Genomic DNA, 21,896 nt, shown 5'->3' with positions numbered 1-21,896 from the left:
AAAAACCGGATTGACGCAATCACCATGCCATTGAGCAAGCCATGCTGATGGCAACCCATTGCGTTGGTTTTTTCTTTCACTGGATGGCGAATCTCAGAAGAATTTTTTCCAACCCATGCGGTGCGCGCGCGCCAAGGGGAAAGAATTTTCCCCGCGCGGCAAGCCGTGCATGGCGGGCATGGCCGTCAACCTGCCCAGGCCTGGGGCCATCGCGGTGCACCGGGGCCGGGGCGTTCGCGCCGCCGTCACGCCGCGGCCCATTGCGCCAGCCCGCCGGCCAGGCTCCAGGCATTCGCATGGCCCTGGCGCCGCAGCGCATCGGCGGCCTCGGCGCTGCGCCGGCCGCTGCGGCACACGAAGATGACCTGCGTGGTGGCCGGCAGGTTGCGCCAGCGCGCCAGCGCATCGGCCAGCGCCGACAGCGGCACCGGCTCGGCGGCGAGATCCGTGGCGGGCTGCAGGCTTTGCTCGGCCGCCTCGCGCACATCGACCACCAGCGGCCGGGCGGGCGCCCGCAGCGCCTGGCGCACGGCCGGTGCGTCCATCTCCAGCGCGGCACGCGCGGCGTCGTCCAGCACCTGGCCCGCGCGCAGCGCCTCTCCGCAGGCACGCAGCCGGGCGCAGGCCTCCTGCACGAAGGCCGCGCCGTCGGCGGCACCGAAAGACAGGCGCACGGCCGACGCGGCCTGCCAGTGCGGCAGGCCCATGGCCTGCAGCACGTAGCTGGGCTCGGCACGCGCGGCCCCGCAGGCCGAGCCACCGCTCACGCGCACGCCGGCCGCGTCGAACAGCGCGATGAGGGCATGCGCCGCGACGCCCGGCACCGCGAGGTTCAGCGTGGTCGGCAGGCTGGTCTCGAACGGCGCGTTGAACACCACGCCGGGAAAGGCCTCGCGCAGCGCGGCGGCCAGTTGCGCGCGGTGCGCCTGCAGCGTGCCGTGGGAGGCGAACACGTCGCCCGCCTCCAGCGCCTGCAGCACCGCGCCCAGCGCGGCGATGCCGGCCATGTTCTCGGTGCCGGCGCGCTGGCCGCCCTCCTGGCCGCCGCCGGCCTGCAGCGGCGTGAACGGCGCGCCCTCGCGCACGTAGAGCATGCCGATGCCCTTGGGCGCGTAGAGCTTGTGGCCCGAGAACGGCGCGTAATCGATGCGGCGCTCGGCCAGCCGCAAGTCCAGCTTGCCGAGGGCCTGCACGCCATCGACCAGCCACAGCGCGGGGCTGCCGGCCAGCGCGGCGGCGATGCCGTCCAGGTCGCTGATGGCGCCGGTCTCGTTGTTGGCCGCCATGGTGCAGACCAGGCCGGCCTGGGCGGCGTGGCTGCGCAGCCAGGCCAGGTCGTGCCGGCCATCCCGGCCCACGGGGATCGCCTGCACGCGCAGGTCCAGGCCCAGCAGCGCATTCCAGTGCCGGATCGCCTCGGGCACGGCCTTGTGCTCGGTCGCGCCATAGAGCAGCAGCGGCGCGACGGACTGGCCCGCGTCGCGCTGTTGGCGCAGCGCCTGCAGCGCGGACAGCACGGCGGTCTGGATGCCTTCGGTGGCGCCGCTCGTGAACAGCAGCCGCCCGCCCGGCACGCCGAGCACCCGGCGTGCGCTGGCACGTACGCCGTCGAGCAGCGCCCGCGCCTTCAGGCCGGCGGCGTGGGTACTGCTGGGATTGCCGAACAGGTCGGACATGGCGGCCAGCGCCGCGCTGCGGGCCTGCGCGAGCACCGGCGTGGTCGCGTTGGCGTCGAGGTAGATTTCCATGGCCAAAATTTTGCAGGCCGTGCTGCGCAACATGGGTTCAAAATCCAGCGCATAACACCTCATCAGTGGAAATCCATTCTCCTAACCGTCTGAACCCTGGAAATTTCTACCCATGGAACCGCGCCCCGCCTTGGACAAGATCGACAAGGCCATCCTCGATGCGCTGCAGACCAACGCCACGGCCTCGCTGCAGGAAGTCAGCGCGCTGGTGCACCTGTCGGCCACGCCGTGCTGGCGCCGCATCCAGCGGCTCGAGCGCGAGGGCTACATCCAGCAGCGCGTGGCACTGCTGAACCCGGCCAAGCTCAACGTGGGCGTGACGGTGTTCGTCTCGGTGCGCACCAACCAGCACAACGAGAAATGGGCCAGGCGCTTCACCGAGGTGGTGAAGGCCATTCCCGAGATCGTCGAGTTCTACCGCATGAGCGGCGAGATCGACTACCTGCTGCGCGTGGTCGTGCCCGACATCAAGGGCTACGACGCGGTCTACCAGCGGCTGATCCGCGAGGTGGAGTTGTCCGACGTGAGCTCCAGCTTCGCGATGGAGCAGATCAAGTTCACGACGGCGCTGCCGCTGGATTACGCCTGACCGGGCGGCCTGTCGGGTCGCGCCCCGGATCACGCATCAGGGGACACGCTTGCGTGCCGTCACCTCGATCTCGATCTTCATGCGCGGATCGGCCAGCCCGGCGCTGATCATCATGGCGGCCGGCTTCACCTCGCCCAGGTGCTCGCGCATCACGGGCCAGCACTGCGGGAACAGGCTGGCGTCGGGCAGCACGTAGGTCACGCGCACCACGTCGGCCAGGCTGCTGCCGGCCTGGGCCAACGCGGCGGCGATGTTGCGAAAGCACTGGTCGGCCTGGGCCACGATGCCGTCCTCGATGGCCATCGTGCCGTAGTCGAAGCCCGTGGTGCCGGACACGAAGACCCATTCGCCATCGACCACGGCGCGCGAATAGGCCATCTGCTCCTCGAAGGTGGAGCCGGAACTGATGCGGATACGGTTGCTCATCACTTTCGCCGATGCGGTGACCACAGGCACGCGCAGGAGTGGGACAAGCGCGCGATCATAGGCACCGCCATCCACCATCGGAGCGAGACAAGCCATGAAGCATCTTCTGACCAAGGGCGACGCCGGCAGCGACGTCGATCTCCTGCGGGCCACGCTGGCCACCCTGCTGGCCGCCGACGGCAACGCCTTCCCCTCGCTGTCGGCGCCGCCCGGCAGCCCCATCGACGACGACTTCGACGCCGCCATCCGGCGCTGGCAATCCGGCGTGGGCCTGATCGCCGACGGCATCGTCGGCCCGCGCTGCCAGGTGCTGCTGGAGCTCGCGCAGCCCGTGCCACTGCAGCCTGCGCTGAACGTCGGCGACACCTGCCGCCTGTTCCCGGCCACGCGGCCGGCCAACATCGCGCGCTACCTGCCCTATGTGGACGCGGCGCTGGGCGCGGCGGGCCTGGACGACACCGCCATGGTCGTCGGCGCGCTGGGCACCATCCGCGCCGAGACCGAAGGCTTCGTGCCGATCGCCGAGATGCCCTCCAAGTACAACACCCCGCCCGGCGGCGCCCCGTTTTCGCTGTACGACACCCGCAAGGACATCGGCAACGGCGCGCGCGGCGACGGCGAGCGCTACCGCGGCCGCGGCTTCGTGCAGCTGACGGGCAAGGCCAACTACGCCACCTACGGCAAGCGCATCGGCATCGACCTAGTGGCCTTCCCCGACCGCGCCAACGCCCCTGAGGTGGCCGCCGTCATCCTCGCGCAGTTCCTGGCCGACAAGGCCACCAAGTTCCGCGCCGCCGTGGCGGCCGGCGACCTGCGCGCAGCGCGCCGCCTGGTCAACGGTGGATCGCACGGCCTGGAAAGCTTCTCCGACGTGTTCAAGCGCGCTGCGGCGGTCTGGCCGCCGGCCCCGCCCCGCACGGCCGCCGGCAAGCGCGCAGGCGGCAAGTCCGCGGCGCTGGCCGCGGTCAAGCCCGTTCCCAAGAAGCCCCGCAACCTGCACACCCGCAAGGACGCGGCCGACCTGCGCGACCGCATGTTCCAGCCCGCCGCCATCACGCTGCCCGACCAGGTGCCCACGCCGCAGGACATCAGCCGCTTCATGCCCGGCTACACGGGCGCTGGCCTGATCCTGGACCAGGGCCAGGAGGGCGCCTGCACCGGCTTCGGCCTGGCCTGCGTGGTTAACTACCTGCGCTGGGTCAAGGCCGGCAACCCGGTGCAGATGGAGTCGGTCAGCCCGCGCATGCTCTACACGCTGGCGCGCCGGCACGACGAGTACGAGGGCGAGAACTACGACGGCTCCAGCTGCCGCGGCGCGCTCAAGGGCTGGTTCAACAACGGCGTATGCCTGGAGAGCGACTGGCCCTACGCGCCCGACAAGGCCAACCCGGCGCGCTACGGCTTCGCCGACCGCGCGGTGCAGAACACGCTGGGCGTGTACTACCGCATCGACACCAAGTCGATCACCGACATGCAGGCCGCCATCCACCAGCACTTCGCGGTGTTCGTCTCCGGATTCACGCACGACGGCTGGAACCAGGTGCGCACGCGCCGCGCCGTGCCGCAGGACCATGCCGACCTGCCCGCGATCCCGTTCGACGGCCGGCCCTCGCAGGACGGCGGCCACGCCTTCGCGCTGGTGGGCTTCAATTCCGTCGGCTTCATCGTGCAGAACTCCTGGGGCGACAACTGGGGCGCGGGCGGCTTCGGCGTGCTCACCTACCTGGACTGGCTGGCCAATGGCATGGACGCCTGGGTCGTCGCGCTGGGCGTGCCGGGCGTGGTGGCGGGCCGGCTCGCCGTCTCCAACGGCCAGGCCGGCGCGCTGGCCGGCACCGACCGCAGCAAGTGGTGGGACCAGGGCCTGGCCTACCAGCACAGCGTGGTGCTGGGCAACGACGGCCGCGTGAGCCGCTACCTCACGCAGGACGAGCAGCCGCGCAAGCTGCAGTACCAGTGCACCACGCTGCCCGACGAGTGGTTCCGCGCGCAGAAGGACAAGACCAAGCGGCTCGTGCTGTACGTGCACGGCGGCCTCAACGACGAGGGCGCGGCCATCAAGCGCGCCAGCGCCATGGGCCGCTACTTCGTGGCCAACGGCTGCTATCCGCTGTTCCTGGTCTGGAAGACGGGCCTGTTCGAGACGCTGGGCAACATCCTGGAGGACGGCCGCCAGAAGGACCGCGGCCTGGCCGGCGCGGGCATCGGCGAGTGGATCAGCGAGAAGACCGACCTGCTGCTCGAGAAGACGGTCGGGCGCCCGCTGGCGCGGCCCATCTGGAGCGAGATGAAGGAGAACGCCGAGCTGGCCTTCTCGCCGCGCCGCGGCGGCGACCTGCTGCTGGACGCGCTGCAGGCCCTGGCCAGCACCTGGGGCGATGCCTTCGAGCTGCACGTGGTCGGCCACTCGGCCGGCTCCATCGCGCTGGGCCACCTGATCGCCGCGCTGGCGCAGCGCAAGGCCGAGGGCCGCGACGGCGGCCTGCACGACAAGCTGGCCTCGGCCCACCTGTATGCGCCGGCCTGCAGCGTGCCTTTCGCCAACGCGCGCTATGCCCGCAACGCGCACGTGATGGAGCGCCTGTACATCGATGTGCTGTCCGACCGCGTGGAGCGCAAGGACAGCGTGGCGGCCGTGTACCGCAAGTCACTGCTGTACTTCGTCTCCAACGCGCTGGAGACCGACATGCGCCTGCCCATCCTGGGGATGGACCGCATCCACGACACCGGCTACAGCGGCTGGGACGGCACTTCCGACACCGGCGAAGCGCTGGCCGCGTGGCGCGCCGCCGCCGCGCAGGTGGAGCTGGCCAAGCGCACCACGGTGCTCGACACCGAGCGCATCAGCACGGCCGTGGACGCCGACGGCCAGCCCATCGCCACGCAGGCGCCCGCGCACGGCAGCTTCGACAACGACGTGGAGGTGGTCACGCGCACGCTGCAGCGCATCCGCGGGAGCAGGAAGCTGCCGATGGCGGTGGACGACCTGCGCGGGTATTGACGAGCCCCCCGTTTGGACTTCTCACTTCGTGCAGAAGTCCTCTCTTTCCTCCAGGGGGGCGCCGCCAGCGGCCGGGCCAGGGACAACAGAGGAGACACGGGCTCGCGGCAATTACCATGCCGCCATGTCTGCAGCCCGCCCCCGCATCCTGATCGCCGAGGACGAATCCGGCATCGCGGACACGCTCGCCTACGTGCTGCGCGCCGACGGCTACGAGCCCATCTGGTGCGCCACCGCCGGCCAGGCGCTGGCACAGTACCGCGCGCACAGGCCGGACCTGGCCATCCTGGACGTGGGCCTGCCCGACATGAACGGCTTCGAGCTGTTCCGCCGCCTGCACGAGCTGCCCGGCGCGGATGCCGTGCCCATGCTGTTCCTGACGGCGCGCAGCGACGAGATCGACCGCGTGGTGGGCCTGGAACTCGGTGCGGACGACTACATCGCCAAGCCCTTCTCGCCGCGTGAGCTGGTGGCGCGCGTGCGCACCATCCTGCGCCGCAGCGCGCGCGGCGCAAGCGCCCCGGCGCCGTCGCCTGCGCTGGCACCCGTGTTCCAGATCGACGGCGAGCGCCGGCAGATCCGCTACTACGGCCAGCCGCTCGAACTCTCGCGCTACGAGTACGGCCTGCTGGCCCTGCTGGTGCAGCGGCCCGGCCGCGTCTACACGCGCGACGAGCTGCTCGACATGGTCTGGGACGATGCCGCCCAGAGCCTGGACCGCACGGTGGACGCGCACGTGAAGACGCTGCGCGCCAAGCTCAAGGCGGTGGCGCCCGAGGTGGAGCCGATCCGCACGCTGCGCGGCACCGGCTACGCGCTGCACGAGAACCTGCCCGCCTCCCGCGCCGCCGCGCCGTGAGCCGCCGCACGCGCATCTTCGTCGGCATCCTGGCGATCTACGTGGCCGGCATTGCGCTGCTGCTGTACCGCGTGGTCGGCGACATCGACCCACGCTACCGCGAATCGGCCGAGGAATCGCTGGTCGACACCGCCAACCTCGTGGCCAGCCTGGTCGAGCAGGACCTGCAGGGCGGGCGCATCGACCCGGCACGGCTGGAGCCGCTGCTGCGCACGCTCCACGCGCGCCAGTTCGACGCCGAGATCTACGGCCTGCGCAAGACGCGCGTGGACCTGCGCCTGTACGTGACCGATGCCGAAGGCCGCGTGCTGTTCGACGCCGACCGTGGCGGCATCAACCGGCACCGGGGCGAGAACTTCCTGGACTGGCGCGACGTGCGCTACACGCTGGACGGCCTGTACGGCGCGCGCACTTCGCGCGACGTGACCAGCGACGCCAGCACGTCGGTCATGTACGTGGCGGCGCCGGTGCGCAACCGCGACCGCGTGACCATCGGCGTGGTCAGCGTGGGCAAGCCCGTGCAGAGCTTCGGCAAGTTCGTGCAGGACGCGCGCTGGCGCACGATCTGGGTCGGCGTGGGCTCGGCCCTGGCGCTGCTGGTGGGCGCGCTCATCGTCTCCATCTGGCTGGTGCGCCCCTTCGGCCTGGTGCGCGACTACATGGCCTGGGCCCGCACGCAGCCCCGGCTGCGCCCGCGGCCGATGCTGCGCCATGCCGCGGCCCTGCTGCGCGCCGGCGTGCACGAAACGCGCGACGCGCTGACCGGCCGCAACACCATGGCCGACCATGTGGCCACGCTCACGCACGAGATCAAGAGCCCGCTGTCGGCCATCCGCGGCGCCGCCGAACTGCTGGACGACCCGGCCATGCCGGCCGGCACGCGCGCGCATTTCCTGGACAACATCACGCGCGAGACGCAGCGCATCCAGGAGATCGTGGACCGCATGATGGAGCTCACCGCGCTGGAAAGCCGGCGCGTGCTGGAGCATGCCGGCGCCGTGGCGCTGGCGCCGCTGCTGGAGGAACTGGCCGGCAGCCACCAGGCCGCCGCCGCCGCGCGCGGGCTGGAGCTCGTGCTGGCGGTCGAGGCCGCGGCCAGCGTCTGGGGCGACCCCTTCCTGCTGCGGCGCGCCGTCAGCAACCTGCTGGCCAACGCGCTCGATTTCGCGCCGGCCGGCAGCCGCATCGACCTCGCCCTGCGCGCCGATGCACGCCATGCGCATGTGACGGTGCGCGACCACGGCCCCGGCATTCCGGAATACGCGCGCAACAAGGTCTTCGAGAAGTTCTATTCGTTGGCCAGGCCGGACAGCGGCAAGAAGAGCACCGGGCTCGGCCTGGCCTTCGTGCGCGAGATCGCGCAGCAGCATGGCGGCCAGGCGACGCTGCACAACGCCGCGGGCGGCGGGGCGCTGGCGACGCTGGTGCTGCCGGTGCGGCGGGCCTAGGCCAAGCGGCTGGTCCCGGCCAGGCACGGCGGTGCCCATGTGGCCACCAGGGCCGCGCCTACTTCACACAGGCTTCACACAGGCGTCGAATCCTTCGAACTGCCTTCGCACGCGCCACTGAAAGTCCCACCCGTGCACCGTCGCACGGCCACCAGCGGACATCCCGTGATCGCCTTCCTCCTTCTTCCCCAGAGCGCCACCGGCCGCTGGCTTGCCGCAGCCGCGCTGGCGCTGTGCGCAGCGCTGCTGCACCGCCCCGCCTATGCGCAGCCGCGCGACGCCGACGGCCCGCGCCAGCAGACCGAGAGCCCCTACTTCGTCGTGCGTGGCGGCGCGCCCGGCACGGACGCGTTGCCGCTCAAGGGCACCGAGGTCTCGGTGCAGGTCTCCGGCGTGATCGCCGAGGTGCGCGTGGTGCAGCACTACCGCAACGAGGGCCAGCAAGCCATCGAGGCCGACTACGTGTTCCCGGGCTCCACGCGCGCCGCTGTGGGCGGACTGCAGGTGCGCCTGGGCGAGCGGCTCGTCACGGCGCAGATCCGCGAGAAGCAGCAGGCGCGCATCGAGTACGCCACCGCCAAACAGGAAGGCAAGACCGCGGCGCTGCTGGAGCAGCAGCGGCCCAACGTGTTCCAGATGCGTGTCGCCAACATCCTGCCCGGCGACGACGTGCGCGTGGAACTGCGCTACACCGAACTGCTGCTGCCGCAGGACGGGCGCTACGCATTCGTGTTCCCGACCGTCGTCGGCCCGCGCTACGCCCACGCGGCCAGCCAGGGCCAGGACACCTGGGCTGCCCAACCCACGCTGCGCGCCGGCGAGCCACCGGCCAGCCGCTTCACGCTGCAGATGCAGCTGGACGCACCGCTGCCGCTGCGCGCCATCCGCTCGCGCACGCACGCCATCGCCGTCGAGCAGCCGCAGGACCAGCCCCGCCACGCCAGCGTGCGCCTGGCCGAAGGCAGCGGCCCGGCCAACGACCGCGACTTCGTGCTGGACTACAGCCTGGCCGGCGACCAGCTGGCCGCGGGCCTGATGCTGTCCGAAGGCCAGGGGCCAGGCGCCGAGAACTTCTTCCTCGCGCTGGTCGCGCCGCCCCAGGCCGTGGCCGCCACGCAGATCGCGCCGCGCGAATACATCTTCGTGGTCGACATCTCGGGCTCCATGCACGGCTTTCCGCTGGACACCGCCAAGGCCATGCTGCAGCGCCTGATCGGTGGCCTGCGGGCCGGCGACCGCTTCAACGTGCTGCTGTTCTCGGGCAGCAGCCGCATGCTGGCGCCCCGGTCGGTGCCTGCCACGCAGGCCAACATCGACCGCGCGCTGGCCGCGCTGGGCCAGACGCAGGGCGCCGGCGGCACCGAGCTGATCCCCGCCCTGCGCCGTGTCTACGCAGAGCCCAAGACGCCCGACGTGGCGCGCACCATCGTTGTCGTCACCGATGGCTACGTGAGCGTGGAGCAGGAAGCCTTCGCGCTCGTGCGCCAGCACCTGAACCAGGCCAACCTGTTCGCCTTCGGCATCGGCTCGTCGGTCAACCGCGCGCTGCTCGAGGGCCTGGCCCGCGCCGGCGGCGGGGAGCCCTTCATCATCACCGACCCCGTGCAGGCCCCCGGGCAGGCCGCACGCTTTCGGCGCATGGTGGAGTCGCCCGTGCTGACCGGCGTGCGCCTGCAGTTCGAAGGCCTGGATGTGTACGACCTCGAACCCGCCGTGCAGCCCGATGTGCTGGGCGAGCGGCCCGTCGTGGTGTTCGGCAAGTGGCGTGGCCAGCCGCAGGGCCGCATGCGGGTGCTGGGCCACACGGCCGCCGGCCCTTGGCAGCAGGCGGTGGAGGTGCAGCCTGCCGCGGCCGGCCAGGCCAGCGCCCTGCCGGCGCTGTGGGCGCGCCACCGCATCGCCCAACTGACCGACCAGGAAGCGCTGGAAGGCGGCGACGCCCAGCGCGCCGCCATCACGCGGCTGGGCCTGGACTACGCGCTGCTGACGCCCTACACGAGCTTCATCGCCATCGACCAGGTGGTGCGCAACCTGGCCCCGCACGACAGCCAGCGCGTGCAGCAGCCGCAGCCCCTGCCCCAGGGCGTGGGCGAGCGCGCGCTGGGTGAGAGCGCCACCGTGATCGCCGGCGCCGAGGTGCCCAGCACGCCCGAACCCGAGACGCTGGGCGCCGTGCTGCTGGTGCTCTCGGTGCTGGCCATGTTGCAGCGCCGTGCCCGGCGCACCCGCAGCGGGAGCTTCACGCAATGACCAGCCACGACCTGATCCGCAAGCCGGCGTTCGTGCGCTGGGGCATCGCCGTCGACCGTCTGCCGGCCGGGGCCTGGATCGCGCTGCAGGCGCTGGCCCTGCTGCCCGCCTGGACCTGGATGGCACGGCGCCTGGCCGACGGCGCGGACGACCCGCTGGGCCTGTTGGCGCTGGCCGCGCTCACCGCGCTGGCGTGCCTGCACCGCAAGGCCTTGCGCGCCTCGCCCGCGCTGGTCTGGCTGGCCGCCGGCACAGGGCTGACGCTGGCCGCCACGCTCGCGCACGGCACGCTGCCGCCGCTGCTGGCCAGCCTGCTGGCCGTGCTGGCCGGGGCCGCCACGCTGCTGGCCTTCCTGCCGCGCCAGGTGGCGGCCGTGCCCGTGCTGCTGCTCGCGGTGCTGGCGCTGCCGCTGCTGTCCTCGCTGCAGTTCTATGCCGGCTACCCGCTGCGCGTGCTCACGGCCGAGGCCTCGCACTGGCTGCTGGCGCCGTTCTTCACGGTCTGGCGCGAAGGCAGCACGCTGCTCGTGGACGGGCGCCTCGTGATCGTGGACGCGCCCTGCTCGGGCGTGCAGATGGCCTGGCTGGGCTACTTCACGGCCAGCGCCACGGCGCTGTGGGCGCGCCTGGCAGACCGCACCGTGCTGGCCCGGCTGCCCATCGTCGGCCTCACGGTGCTGGCCGGCAACGTGCTGCGCAACACGCTGCTCGTGGCGGCCGAGGGCGCGGGCTGGCCGCTGCCGGCCTGGGGCCACGAGCTGCTGGGCCTGGCCGTGCTCGGCACGGTCTGCGCCGCGATCGCCTGGCAGATGCAGCGGCCCGCTGCCCCACCCCTGTCCTTCGGAGTGCGCCATGCCCACGCGGCTTGAAACCCTGTTCGCCAACCGCTTCGTGCAGCGCGTGCTGCACAAGACTGCCTTCGCCACGGGCCTGGCGCTGTGCATGCTCTGGGGCGCGGCCGAAGCCGTCCGGCCCGGCGCCGCGGCGCCCGCCGAGGCCACGGCCTGGGAATGGCCCAGCCAATGGGAGGGCGCCGCGCTGCGCCCCTTGGCCCTGGGGCCTGTGGAGCAGCGCTTCGCACGGCAGTTCCCGGGCGCCATCGCGCGCATGACGGACGGCGAACGCGTGCTGGTGCTGCGCCATGTGACGGCGCCCACGCGCATGCTGCACCCGGCCGAGGACTGCTACCGCGCGCTGGGCTACAGCATCGCGAGCGCGCGGCTGGAGCACGACGCGCATGCACAGCTGTGGCGCTGCTTCGTCGCCACGCGCCACGGCGGCCAGCCGCTGCGCGTGTGCGAACGCACGACCGACGCCCGGGGCCAGGCCTTCACCGACACCTCGGCCTGGTACTGGGCCGCCCTGCGCGGCCAGTCCGCCGGCCCCTGGCTGGCCGTGACGACGGCCACACCGCTCCCCTCCGCCGCGCCAGCGAGGCTGCTGTGAATCCGGCCAAGGCGTTGCGGCCGGTGTTGCGCACGCTGGCCGCCGTATTGCTGGCCCTGCTGGTGGCCCTGCTGCTGGGGGGCGCCGTGGCACTGCGGCTGCTGGCGCCGCGGCCCGGCGAATGGGCGGCGCCGCTGCGCATCGGCACCTGGCAGACGGCCGTCAGCGTGCCGGCGGTGCTGCGCGTGGCCACGGCAGCGCCATTCGCGCGCTGGCTGGATGGCCGCCGGCTGCGCACGCGCTGGGGGCCGGTGCAGCTGCAATGGCAACCCGCCGACCGCAGCCTGCACCTGCAGTGCGCGCCGTGCCGCCTGCCGGCGTCCGCACTGGGCAGCACACCGCTGCAGCTGCAAAGGCTGCAGATCGCGGTGTTCCGCGACTTCGAAAGCGTGCAGGGCCTGGTCCGCGCCGACACCGGCGTGGACGACGGCCCCGCGCTGCAGGCCTGGTTCACGGGCCGGCTGCAGGACGACGGCCTGGCGCTGCAGCTGCGCGTGCCCGACACCCCCATCGCCGACGCCTACGCCGTGCTGGCGCCGGACCTGCCCGAGCTGCGGCAGGCCCGCATCGGCGGCCGGCTCAAGGTGCAGGCCAGCTGGCAGCTGCCGGCCGGCCCGCTGCGCATGCAGCCGCAACTCGAAGGCTTCACGGTGCAGGGCCTGGGCACCGAGGCCTGGGCCCGCGCCAGCACCAGCTGCGGCGCGCCGAGCCGGCTGCAGTCCAGGGACTGGCTGGTGCGCGCCGTGCTGGCGGCCGAAGACCAGCGCTTCTTCGAGCACCCCGGCTACGACATCCGCGAATTGCAGGCCGCGCTGCAGGCCAACCAGGCCGAAGGCGGCGTGCGCCGCGGCGCCAGCACGCTGGGCCAGCAGTTGGCCAAGCGCCTCGTGACGGGCGACGAACGCAGCGCCACGCGCAAGCTGCGCGAACTGCTCTACGCCGTGGAGATGGAGCAGACGCTGGGCAAGGCGCGCATCCTGCAGCTGTACCTGGACAACGCGCCCTGGGGCGCGGGCCTGTGCGGTGCCGAGGCGGCGGCGCGCGGCTACTTCGGGCGCAGTGCGCGGGAGCTGGCCCCGGCCCAGGCCGTGTGGCTGGCGGCCATGCTGCACCAGCCCGATGCCGAGGCGCGCGCCTGGATGCGCAGCGGCGGCATCGCGCTGGAGCGGGCCGGATGGGTCGCCGGCAACCTGCGCGGCGGCACGCGGGAGCGCGAGCGGCGGGCTGTGCAGGGGGCGCTGCGGGACATGGGGCCGCCGCCATCGGCCCCCGGCCGGCTGCTTTCTTCCTCGGGATGAATGGCTCTTCGGCCCGGCGCAGCTACCCAGGCGACGCCACCTCCACCCGCACCGCATCGCCCACCGCGACCTCCCCGCCCTGCAGCACGCGCGCCGTCATGCCACCGTGCCCGCGCAGCGCGTTGTAGCCGCCCGGCCCCAGCGTGGCCTCCATCTTCGAGCAGGGATCGCAGGGCCCGGTCAACTGCAGCACCACCGCCGTGCCGATGCACAGCACGAGCGGCTGGTCGGCGAACAGGGTGCGCGCCGCCACCAGGTTCAGCCCCTCGACCACGAGGTTGCGGCGCAGCTGCGTGGCGTCGATCTGTGCCAGGCCGCTCCAGGCCGCGACCAGCGGCAGGTGCTCGGCCTGCAGCAGCGTGACCTGGCGCTTGCCGCCGCCCGGCCGGCTGGCCGGCCGCGCGGCACTGCGGTCGCCCTGCAGGCCGCGCTCGGGCAGCGCCAGCGCGCGCTCCACCGACAGCGCGGGCGCATCGCGCGCGGGGCGCAGCACGATGGCCTGCACGCGGCCGGCGTGCGGGAACTGGCGGGACAGGTGGCGCAAATCAGACATGGCCCGCATGCTCGCACAGGGCTGCGCCCGCCCCGCCGATGCGCCGCTGCCGGTGCAGGCGCTGCAGGAGCTGGTGTCGCCCGGGCCCTGACACGTGTTGGCGATACTCTCGCCGCCCGGAACTCCGCCCACGCCACCCCTTGCCCTCCGCTGCAGACCCACTCAAGCGCCGTGTCATGCTGGCCATCCTGGCCTTGGCCTGGATCGGCTCCGTCACGGCCTGGGGCCTCATCGAGGCGCGCGGCGAATCGTCGGCCGTGCTGCGTGCGGTGTTCGGCCTGAACGGCGTGTTCCATCCGGCGGCGTTCTTCGTGCTCTGGCGCCGGCTGCTGCCGATGCGCGTGGTCGACATGGCCTGCCTGCTGTTCGCGGCCGGCCTGTGCGCCGCCTGCATGGCGCTGCGGCTGTATGTGCCCGCCCTGGGCGCGAAGATCGACATCCAGCCGCTGTACCTGTGGATCCCGGTCATCTACGTGTTCGCCTTCACGCTGACCGGGCACCGGTCCAGCCTGCGGCTGTCGCTGGCCATCCTGGCGCTGTTCGTCGCCATCAGCCTGCCGTACCTGCTGCAGCGGCCCGTGGCGCCGCATGCCAACTTCACGTTCCAGCTGCACATGGTCTCGGCCATCCTGGTCGCGGCGCTGTACTTCTTCTCCAGCTACCAGCACCGCCTGCAGGCGGCACAGCTGACGGTGGACGAGCTCGCGCGCCTGGCGAACACGGACGCCCTGACCGGCCTGGCGAACCGGCGCCGCGTGGGCGAAGAGGTCGCCGCCGAACTGGTGCGCGCCAGGCGCTACGGCCACGCCTTCTCGGTGATCCTGATCGACATCGACCACTTCAAGCGGATCAACGACCGCCATGGCCACGGCGTCGGCGATGCGGTGCTGGTGGACCTGGCCGCGCGCGCGAAGGAGGTGCTGCGCGATGTGGACATGCTGGGCCGCTGGGGCGGCGAGGAGTTCATCGCCGTGCTGCCCGAGACCGGCTTCGCGCAGACACTGGACAAGGCCCGCGCGCTGTGCGCCCACATCGCCGCGCGGCCGCTGGCCGGCGATCACGCCGTCAGCGTGAGCTGCGGCGTGGCGACTGCGCAGACGAGCGACAGCAGCGGGTCGCTGGTGCAGCGCGCCGACGAGGCGCTCTATGCCGCCAAGCGCCAGGGCCGCAACCGCGCCGAGGGTGCGTGAGCGACGCCGCCCCCGCCGCAGCGGCAGTCCGCCGGCCGTGGCCCTGGCGGGCACCGACCATGCAGGCCAGGTGGCCACCGCCAGAACCTAGGCCGGTGCGCCCGCGGCAACCTGCGCCAGCACCTGCCGCAGCCGCGGCGCGGCAGCGTCGATGAACCGGCGCATCTTGAGCGGCATCTGCCCGCGCGCGGCATGCACCAGGTGCACCGGCACGGACGCGGGCTCGTAGGGCTCCAGCACCGGCCGCAGCGCGCCGCTGCACAGCGCATCCACCACCTGGTAGTGCAGCAGCCGCACGACGCCGATGCCGCGCACGGCCGCATCGGCCGCGGCCTGCGGATGGGTGACGGTCAGGCGCGGCCGCACCGCGACATCGCGCGGCGCGCCCGAGCCCGGCGCGCGGAAGCGCCAGGAGGGCGCGGGCATGGGCGTGTCCACGGCGATGCAGGGCAGCCGGGCCAGGTCCTCGGGCACCTGCGGCGTGCCCTGCGCGGCCAGCAGCGCCGGGCTGGCGCAGGCCACCGTGCGCAGCAGGCCCACCTGCGTGGCCACCATGCTGCTGTCGGGCAGGCGGCCGATGCGCACGGCCATGTCCACGTGGTCGTCGACCAGGTCGATGTTGCGGTCGGCCAGCACCAGCCGGATGTCGATCTGCGGGAAGGCGGCCAGGAAGTCGGCCACGATGGGCAGCACGTGCAGCCGGCCGAACAGCACCGGCGCGGTGACGACGAGTTCGCCGCGGGGCGCCGTGTACTCGCCGGCTGCCTCCTGCTCGGCCGCCTGCACCAGGTCCAGGATGCGGCGCGCGGCCGCCACGTAGGCTTGGCCGGCGTCGGTGAGCGTGAGCTTGCGCGTGGTGCGGACCAGCAGGCGCGTGCCCAGTTGCGCCTCCAGGTCGGAGATCCGCCGGCTCAGCGTGGCCAGCGGCACCTGCAGCGCGCGGCCGGCGGCCGACAGGCTGCCGGTCTCGGTGACCTTGACCAGCATCGCCATGGCGTCGAGACGGTCCATGTGCCTGCGCGTTCGCCTTTCCATTTTTCGGGAGACTCATTCTCCGGATCCCTGGATTATCAATCGGACTGGAAAGGTGGACCATTGGCACACCCCACAAGGAGAACGCCATGGCCTACGGATTCCTCGACATCGCCATCACCCCGAGCGTGCGTGCCGCCCAGGCGGCCATGGGCGCCGACAGCCTGTGGACCGACTTCGCCGGCCACCGCGACTTCGACCGCTTCACCGAGGCCGAGGCCGCCTTCATCGCCGAGCGCGACAGCTTCTACATGGCCACCGTGTCGGAGACCGGCTGGCCCTACATGCAGCACCGCGGCGGGCCGCGCGGCTTCCTGAAGGTGGTGGACGAGCGCACGCTGGCGTTCGCCGATTTCCGCGGCAACCGGCAGTACATCAGCGCCGGCAACCTGCGCGCGAACGACCGCGTGTGCCTGTTCCTGATGGACTACCGCCGCCGTGCGCGGCTCAAGGTCTATGCGCATACCGAAGTGCTGGCGCTCGATGCCGACCCCGCGCTGACCGCGCAGGCGGTGGTGCCCGGCTACCGCGGCCGGCCAGAGCGCATCGTGCGGCTGCGGCTGGAGGCCTTCGACTGGAACTGCGCACAGCACATCACGCCGCGCTGGAGCGAGGCCGAGATCGCCGCGCTGCAGGCGGCCGGCGACTGAGGGCGCCGCCAAGGGGCCCCGCAGGCCAGCGGTACGGGGCGCCGGCGGCTAGCGCGCGCACGGCCGCCCCAGGGAATACCCAGCCCCGCACCGCATTGACTTCCCGCTTCGCGCGGGCATACAGTCAGTCATACGACGACTGGCGCCGTCTGACGCAAAAGTTAAACGTTTACTTACAGTGAATCCGGCCCTATCTAGCCATTCAGCTGGCCAGACATCGTACAAGTTAGGTTGCATTGCCCTGACGCCGGCCCAGGCACAGCTTCTTTTCATTCCAAACCAGGAGACACCATGGAGCGCAGACTTTTCCTCGGTTCCGTTGCCGGAGCCCTTGTGACGACCGCTTGCGGCGGCGGCGACGACGGCGGCGAGCCGGCGACGCCGGCCGAGCCCGAGTTGCCCGTCGATCCCGATCCGTTCCGCCAATCGACCAAGCTGGCCATGCGCCGCGCCGCGCGCTACATGGACCAGAGCGTCTCTTCCAGCGGCGCCTACGTCTGGTCTTATCTGGCGTCGAACCGCAACAAGTGCTGGGGCGAGATGGAGGCCACCTCGTCCATGGTCTGGATGCAGCCGACCGGCACACCCTCGGTAGGCCATGCCCTGATCGACGCCTACCACGCCACCAAGGACGAGACCTTCTACAAGGCCGCCGAGCGCACGGCGCTGGTCATGGTCGAGGCCCAGCATCCCTCGGGCGGCTGGAACTACATCTACGACCTGGCCGGCGAGTCCTCGCTCAAGCGCTGGTACGAGACGGTCGGCGCCAACGGCTGGCGGCTGGAGGAGTTCCAGCACTACTACGGCAACGCCACCTTCGACGACGCCACCACGGCCGTGTCGGCGCAGTTCATGCTGCGCATGTACCTGGAGAAGAAGGACCCGCGCTTCAAGACCGCGGTCGACAAGGCCATCGCCTTCATCCTCGACGCGCAGTTCAAGTCCGGCGTCGCCGCCGGCGGCTGGCCGCAGCGCTTCCCGCGGGCCTACAACGCCACCCGGGCCATGCCGGCGCCGAACTGGCCGCCGACCGGCCCGGGCTGGGAGCAGCTGGTGCCCGGCAACCGGAACGGCGACTACATCGGCCAGGGCCCCGGCGGAGTACCGGGCCAGCCGGGCTACACCGGCATCTTCAGCGGCATGGAAGACGGCGACTACACGAACTTCGTGACCTTCAACGACGACGTGATGGGCGAGAACATCAAGTTCCTGATGCTCGCCTCCTTCGGCCTGGGCGACATGGGCCTGAAAGCCCCGGCCGTGGCCGCCATGGACTGCATGTACAACATCATGTACGAGTACGACGGCGACACCGCCAAGGCCAGCAACCCGAACGCGACGGCGACGCCGCAGGCCGGCTGGGGCCTGCAGCATCTGTCGGCCGACACGGTGGACGCCTACGGCGTGCTGCGCAAGGCCGGGCTGCCGGCCGCGGCACGCAGCTACGAGCCGCGCGGCCTGAGCCCCTCGGTCTCGATCACCAACGCCACGCAGCTGTTCCACTACTTCCGGCTGACCGGCGACAAGAAGTACCTGTCCAAGCTCTCCAAGGTGTTCGACTGGATCGACACCTGCGCGCTGCGCGAGGACCAGCGCGCACGCACCACGGCGCGCCCGACCGGTGACCCGGAGAGCATCCTGACGGGCACGCACGCACGCGTGGTGGAGCTGGAATCGAACCGCCCGCGCTTTCCGCACCGCTACGGCAGCAACATCTGGAACGGCGCCTACTTCATCGACCACGACTGGCGCCGCACGCCGGGCCACTACGGCGCCTCGCAGAACGCCAGCACCGCGGCCCCGCGCGCGACGCTGGCCAGGATGCTGGCGCTGTCCAACGCCGAGATCGCCGCGATGGTGGCCAACTCGCCGCTCAACGTGCCGGGCGAGCGTGTGCTGCCCATGTACTTCACGGTCAACGGCGAGGTGGACTTCCAGCACCTGTGGGCCAATTCCGTGAAAGGCACGGCGACGCGCACCGCAGCGCAGACCCAGACGCTGATCGACAGCCTGGGCGAGAAGAACTACTGGAGCGAAGACCAGTCGGTCTTCACCAACGCCTACACCCGGAACGGGCCGGACACGCCCTACCTGGGCAAGGAGTACATGAGCACGCACGTGGGCGACCAGTTCGACACCTCGCCCTTCGGCAGCAACCAGATGCCCGCCAGGGAGCCCTATGTCTCCAACCCGCCCGCGGTCGAGCAGGTCATCAACAGCAGCACCTTCGTGGGCAACCTGGGCAACCTCGTGAGCTTCATCGCGCCCGTCGCCGGGGTGACCGATCCGGCCTACAAGGCCTGAGCCGGCGCAGGCCCCGGCCAGGCTGCCGGGGCTGTAGGTTCAAGACACCGCCTGGTTGCACAGGGGGCCGGCCACTTGCGCCCTAAACTCGGCCATGCACAAGATGTCCGCCCTGACCTACGGCCTCACGGTGCTGGCCTTCTCGTGCGCACCGGTGGCCACGGCGGCGCCCTTGTGGTTCACCGTCATGGGCGACCTGACAGAGCCGACGGCAGATACCGTCGAACTCAATGTCGGGGAACTGTCGTTCCGCGGAGAGAAGAAGGCCATGGACCTGCGCGTCAACCTGGCGGCCCAGCGCACCATGGCATCGGGCGAGAAGTACCAGTCCTACGTCTCCCTGATCGAGATCGACTGCCTCGCATCGGCGATCGTGCACGTGCACCAGACACGCTTCGAGCAGGCCGGTTGGCGTGGCGCCTCCAGTTTCCAGAACTTCCCCGAAATACGCCCGATGGCCTTCGGCGGGCTGGTGCCCAATCCGAAGGACACCATCCTGCGCGCGGCCTGCCAGGTCCGCTGACGCCGCCGGGGCGGTGAGGCCGGGGGCGCGGCGCCCACCCCGGTCGCCCACCGCACCACCAGGTTTCGCCGCCCGGCGGGTGCGGCCGGGATGCCTGCAGACGGCGCCGCGCATGCGGCCGGCGTGGGACAGGCATCTGCCTTTGTCTGCGCGATGTCTTACGCCGGCGCGTCCTGCGCGGGCGGACCATGGCCTGTCCGACATCTTCGCCGCCGCCACCTTGCACGTGGCCATCGCGTCAACCGCGCGCTGATGCAACGCCCCGCACGGGGCCGCCCCGCCACGGACACGGCGGGCCACCCTTCCTCACTGAAAGATTCCATGAACGATGACAAGCAGAGCCCTGCGGGCACGGTCGAGCCGTCCCGGCGCAGGTTCCTCGGCACCGCGGGCATCACCACCGCCGGAGCCGCCGTGGCGCCCATGCTGATGGGCGCCGCCGCGCAGGGCGCTCCCAACGCGCCCAATACGCCCGCAGCCGCCAAGGCCGTGGACAAGGCCGCCGACCTGGCAACGGAGACTTCCGTGGACGCCGGCCAGCTGTTGACGAGCAACCAGGGCCTGAAGATCTCCGACAACCAGAATTCGCTCAAGGCCGGCCGCCGCGGCCCGACCTTGCTCGAAGACCAGTTGCTGCGCGAGAAGATCATGGCGTTCGACCACGAGCGCATCCCCGAGCGCGTGGTGCATGCGCGCGGCGCGGCAGCCCACGGCGTGTTCCGCGTCTACGCGCCGCAGGACAGCCTGACCAAGGCCAGGTTCCTGAATGACCCGGCCCTCACCACGCCGGTGTTCGTGCGCTTCTCCACCGTCTCGGGCTCGCGCGGGTCGGCCGATACGGCGCGCGACGTGCGGGGCTTCGCCACCAAGTTCTACACGCAGGAAGGCAACTACGACCTGGTGGGCAACAACATCCCGGTGTTCTTCATCCAGGACGCCATCAAGTTCCCCGACCTGGTGCACGCTGCCAAGCCGGAGGCCGACCGCGAGATTCCCCAGGCCTCGACCGCGCACGACACCTTCTGGGACTTCATCTCGCTGGTGCCCGAGTCCACGCACATGGTGATGTGGATCATGTCGGACCGCGCCATCCCGCGCTCCTACCGCATGATGGAGGGCTTCGGCGTGCACAGCTTCCGCATGGTCAATGCGCAAGGCGTGAGCCGCTTCGTCAAGTTCCACTGGAAGCCGCTCGCCGGTGTGCACGGCCTGGCCTGGGACGAGGCGCAGAAGCTGGCCGGCAAGGACCCGGACTTCCACCGCCGCGACCTGGCCGATGCGATCGACGCCGGACATTTCCCCGAATGGGAGCTGGGCGTGCAGGTGGTGGAGGAGGCCGACGCGACCCGTTTCGGCTTCGACCTGCTGGACGCGACCAAGCTGATCCCGGAGGAACTGGTGCCGGTGCGCCCCATCGGCAAGATGCAGCTCAACCGCAACCCCGACAACTACTTCGCCGAGACCGAGCAGGTGGCCTTCCACACCGGCAACCTGGTGCCCGGCATCGACGTGTCCGACGACCCGCTGCTGCAGGGCCGGATGTTCTCGTACCTGGACACCCAGCTCACGCGGCTGGGCGGGCCCAACTTCCACGAGATCCCGATCAACCGGCCGGTCTGCCCCATGCACAACATGAACCGCGACGGCTTTCATCGCCAGACGATTGCCAAGGGCCGCATCAACTACGAGCCGAGCTCCATCGACGGGCCACCGATCCGCGAGGTGCCGGCGTCGCAGGGCGGCTTCGCGAGCTTCCCCGAGGCCGTGAACGGGCCCAAGGTGCGCCACCGCTCCGAGACCTTCGCCGACCACTATTCGCAGGCCACACTGTTCTGGCAGAGCCAGACGCCGGTGGAGCAGCAGCACATCGTGGAGGCGCTGCAGTTCGAGCTGGCCAAGGTCGCCGTGCCCGCGGTGCGCGTGCGCATGCTGTCCAACCTGGTCAACGTGGACCGCGAGCTGGCCGCCCGCGTGGCGCAGGTGCTCGGCATCCCGGTGCCGGCCGCCAGCGCGCGCGTGGGCGACAAGCGCTATCCGCCGTCGCCCAAGCTCAGCATGATCGCGCGCGGCAACCCCACGGGCATCGCCAGCCGGCAGGTGGCGTTCCTGGCGGCCGATGGCGTGGACATCGCCAGCCTGCAGGCGATGAAGGCCGCGTTGGTGAAGGCCGGCGCGGGGGTGAAGGTGCTGTCGACGCGGCTGGGCACGCTGGCCGGCGCGGCGGGCGGCAGCGTGCCGGTGGACCACCTGATCGTCACCATGCCCTCGGTCGTGTTCGACGCCGTGTGCGTGTTCGGCGGCGCGGGCAGCGTGGCGCAACTGCAGGCCAGCGGCGACGCCGTGCACTTCGTGCGCGAGGCGTTCAAGCATGCCAAGCCGGTGGCGGCCATGTCCGAAGCCGCCGATTTCCTGAAGACGGCCGGGGTGCTGCCGGGCGCGACCCCACCGGCCGGCGTCTCGACCGGGACCGACCTGCCCGCCCTCACGGCCCGCTTCATCGCCGACATGGGCGCCCACCGACGGTGGGATCGCGCGGCCCAGCAGGCCATGGCGGCCTGATGCGGATGGACCGCAGCGCG

17 protein-coding genes are annotated in these 21,896 nt (G+C 71.6%); 13 read left to right on the top strand and 4 right to left on the bottom strand.

Translation table 11 applies throughout. The features are described 5' to 3' along the window. Positions 1 to 245 precede the first annotated feature (245 nt). Positions 246 to 1,748, bottom strand: a complete 1,503-nt coding sequence (locus tag ASF44_RS03750; protein WP_056898193.1) for an aminotransferase class V-fold PLP-dependent enzyme — start codon at positions 1,746 to 1,748, stop codon at positions 246 to 248. A gap of 130 nt (positions 1,749 to 1,878) precedes the next feature. On the opposite strand from ASF44_RS03750, the gene ASF44_RS03745 reads away from it, so the two are divergent. Continuing rightward, positions 1,879 to 2,337 (top strand): Lrp/AsnC family transcriptional regulator, encoded by a 459-nt coding sequence (locus ASF44_RS03745; protein ID WP_056898192.1) that lies wholly within the window; start codon positions 1,879 to 1,881, stop codon positions 2,335 to 2,337. A 36-nt stretch (positions 2,338 to 2,373) separates the two neighbouring features. Here the strand turns inward: ASF44_RS03745 and ASF44_RS03740 are convergent, their stop codons facing one another. After that, complete coding sequence (locus ASF44_RS03740) at positions 2,374 to 2,763, bottom strand: RidA family protein (protein WP_056897790.1); 390 nt, start codon at positions 2,761 to 2,763, stop codon at positions 2,374 to 2,376. Between the two features lie 94 nt (positions 2,764 to 2,857). On the opposite strand from ASF44_RS03740, the gene ASF44_RS03735 reads away from it, so the two are divergent. The 7 genes from ASF44_RS03735 (at position 2,858) to ASF44_RS03705 (ending at position 13,065) form a co-directional block, all read left to right on the top strand. Beyond that, the gene (locus tag ASF44_RS03735; RefSeq protein WP_056897789.1) at positions 2,858 to 5,764 is read left to right on the top strand and encodes a C1 family peptidase; all 2,907 of its coding nucleotides are present in this window, start codon (positions 2,858 to 2,860) and stop codon (positions 5,762 to 5,764) included. 124 nt (positions 5,765 to 5,888) lie between these two features. After that, positions 5,889 to 6,623, top strand: coding sequence for a two-component system response regulator CreB (gene creB / locus ASF44_RS03730; protein WP_056897788.1), 735 nt, complete (start codon positions 5,889 to 5,891; stop codon positions 6,621 to 6,623). After that, complete coding sequence (gene creC, locus ASF44_RS03725; protein WP_056897787.1) at positions 6,620 to 8,071, top strand: two-component system sensor histidine kinase CreC; 1,452 nt, start codon at positions 6,620 to 6,622, stop codon at positions 8,069 to 8,071. The genes creB and creC overlap by 4 nt, the downstream gene beginning before the upstream one ends. A 165-nt stretch (positions 8,072 to 8,236) precedes the next feature. After that, a complete protein-coding gene (locus ASF44_RS03720) occupies positions 8,237 to 10,321 on the top strand; it encodes a VIT domain-containing protein (protein WP_200930548.1) in 2,085 nt (694 codons plus the stop codon). Further along, positions 10,318 to 11,190 carry an exosortase Q gene (gene xrtQ / locus ASF44_RS03715; protein ID WP_056897786.1) on the top strand — a complete coding sequence of 291 codons (873 nt, stop codon included), beginning with the start codon at positions 10,318 to 10,320 and terminating at the stop codon, positions 11,188 to 11,190. The genes ASF44_RS03720 and xrtQ overlap by 4 nt, the downstream gene beginning before the upstream one ends. Beyond that, positions 11,174 to 11,767 (top strand): hypothetical protein, encoded by a 594-nt coding sequence (locus ASF44_RS03710; RefSeq protein WP_056897785.1) that lies wholly within the window; start codon positions 11,174 to 11,176, stop codon positions 11,765 to 11,767. Before xrtQ ends, ASF44_RS03710 begins: the two co-directional genes overlap by 17 nt. Beyond that, positions 11,764 to 13,065 carry a biosynthetic peptidoglycan transglycosylase gene (locus tag ASF44_RS03705; protein WP_235579114.1) on the top strand — a complete coding sequence of 434 codons (1,302 nt, stop codon included), beginning with the start codon at positions 11,764 to 11,766 and terminating at the stop codon, positions 13,063 to 13,065. Before ASF44_RS03710 ends, ASF44_RS03705 begins: the two co-directional genes overlap by 4 nt. A gap of 22 nt (positions 13,066 to 13,087) precedes the next feature. Here ASF44_RS03705 and ASF44_RS03700 read toward each other — a convergent pair whose 3' ends face one another. Then, entirely contained in the window at positions 13,088 to 13,618 is a 531-nt protein-coding gene (locus ASF44_RS03700; RefSeq protein WP_200930547.1) for an MOSC domain-containing protein, read from the bottom strand. Between the two features lie 176 nt (positions 13,619 to 13,794). Between ASF44_RS03700 and ASF44_RS03695 the strand changes: the two genes are divergently transcribed. Continuing rightward, a complete protein-coding gene (locus ASF44_RS03695; protein WP_056897783.1) occupies positions 13,795 to 14,808 on the top strand; it encodes a GGDEF domain-containing protein in 1,014 nt (337 codons plus the stop codon). An 87-nt stretch (positions 14,809 to 14,895) separates the two neighbouring features. Here ASF44_RS03695 and ASF44_RS03690 read toward each other — a convergent pair whose 3' ends face one another. Next, positions 14,896 to 15,819 (bottom strand): LysR family transcriptional regulator, encoded by a 924-nt coding sequence (locus tag ASF44_RS03690; protein WP_056897782.1) that lies wholly within the window; start codon positions 15,817 to 15,819, stop codon positions 14,896 to 14,898. Between the two features lie 110 nt (positions 15,820 to 15,929). Between ASF44_RS03690 and ASF44_RS03685 the strand changes: the two genes are divergently transcribed. From ASF44_RS03685 to ASF44_RS03670, 4 genes are all read left to right on the top strand, one after another. Further along, positions 15,930 to 16,490 carry a pyridoxamine 5'-phosphate oxidase family protein gene (locus ASF44_RS03685; RefSeq protein ID WP_056897781.1) on the top strand — a complete coding sequence of 187 codons (561 nt, stop codon included), beginning with the start codon at positions 15,930 to 15,932 and terminating at the stop codon, positions 16,488 to 16,490. A gap of 333 nt (positions 16,491 to 16,823) precedes the next feature. Next, positions 16,824 to 18,794, top strand: coding sequence for a pectate lyase (locus tag ASF44_RS03680; protein ID WP_056897780.1), 1,971 nt, complete (start codon positions 16,824 to 16,826; stop codon positions 18,792 to 18,794). 94 nt (positions 18,795 to 18,888) lie between these two features. Further along, the gene (locus ASF44_RS03675; RefSeq protein WP_056897779.1) at positions 18,889 to 19,317 is read left to right on the top strand and encodes a surface-adhesin E family protein; all 429 of its coding nucleotides are present in this window, start codon (positions 18,889 to 18,891) and stop codon (positions 19,315 to 19,317) included. Positions 19,318 to 19,746: 429 nt separating this feature from the next. Further along, complete coding sequence (locus ASF44_RS03670) at positions 19,747 to 21,876, top strand: catalase (protein ID WP_056898190.1); 2,130 nt, start codon at positions 19,747 to 19,749, stop codon at positions 21,874 to 21,876. The last annotated feature ends 20 nt before the right edge of the window (positions 21,877 to 21,896 follow it).

It is taken from the genome of Pseudorhodoferax sp. Leaf274 (assembly GCF_001422445.1).
Classification (GTDB): domain Bacteria; phylum Pseudomonadota; class Gammaproteobacteria; order Burkholderiales; family Burkholderiaceae_C; genus Pseudorhodoferax.
The sequence above is the reverse complement of the archived record's forward strand: the minus strand, read 5'-3'. Positions and strand labels throughout refer to the sequence as shown.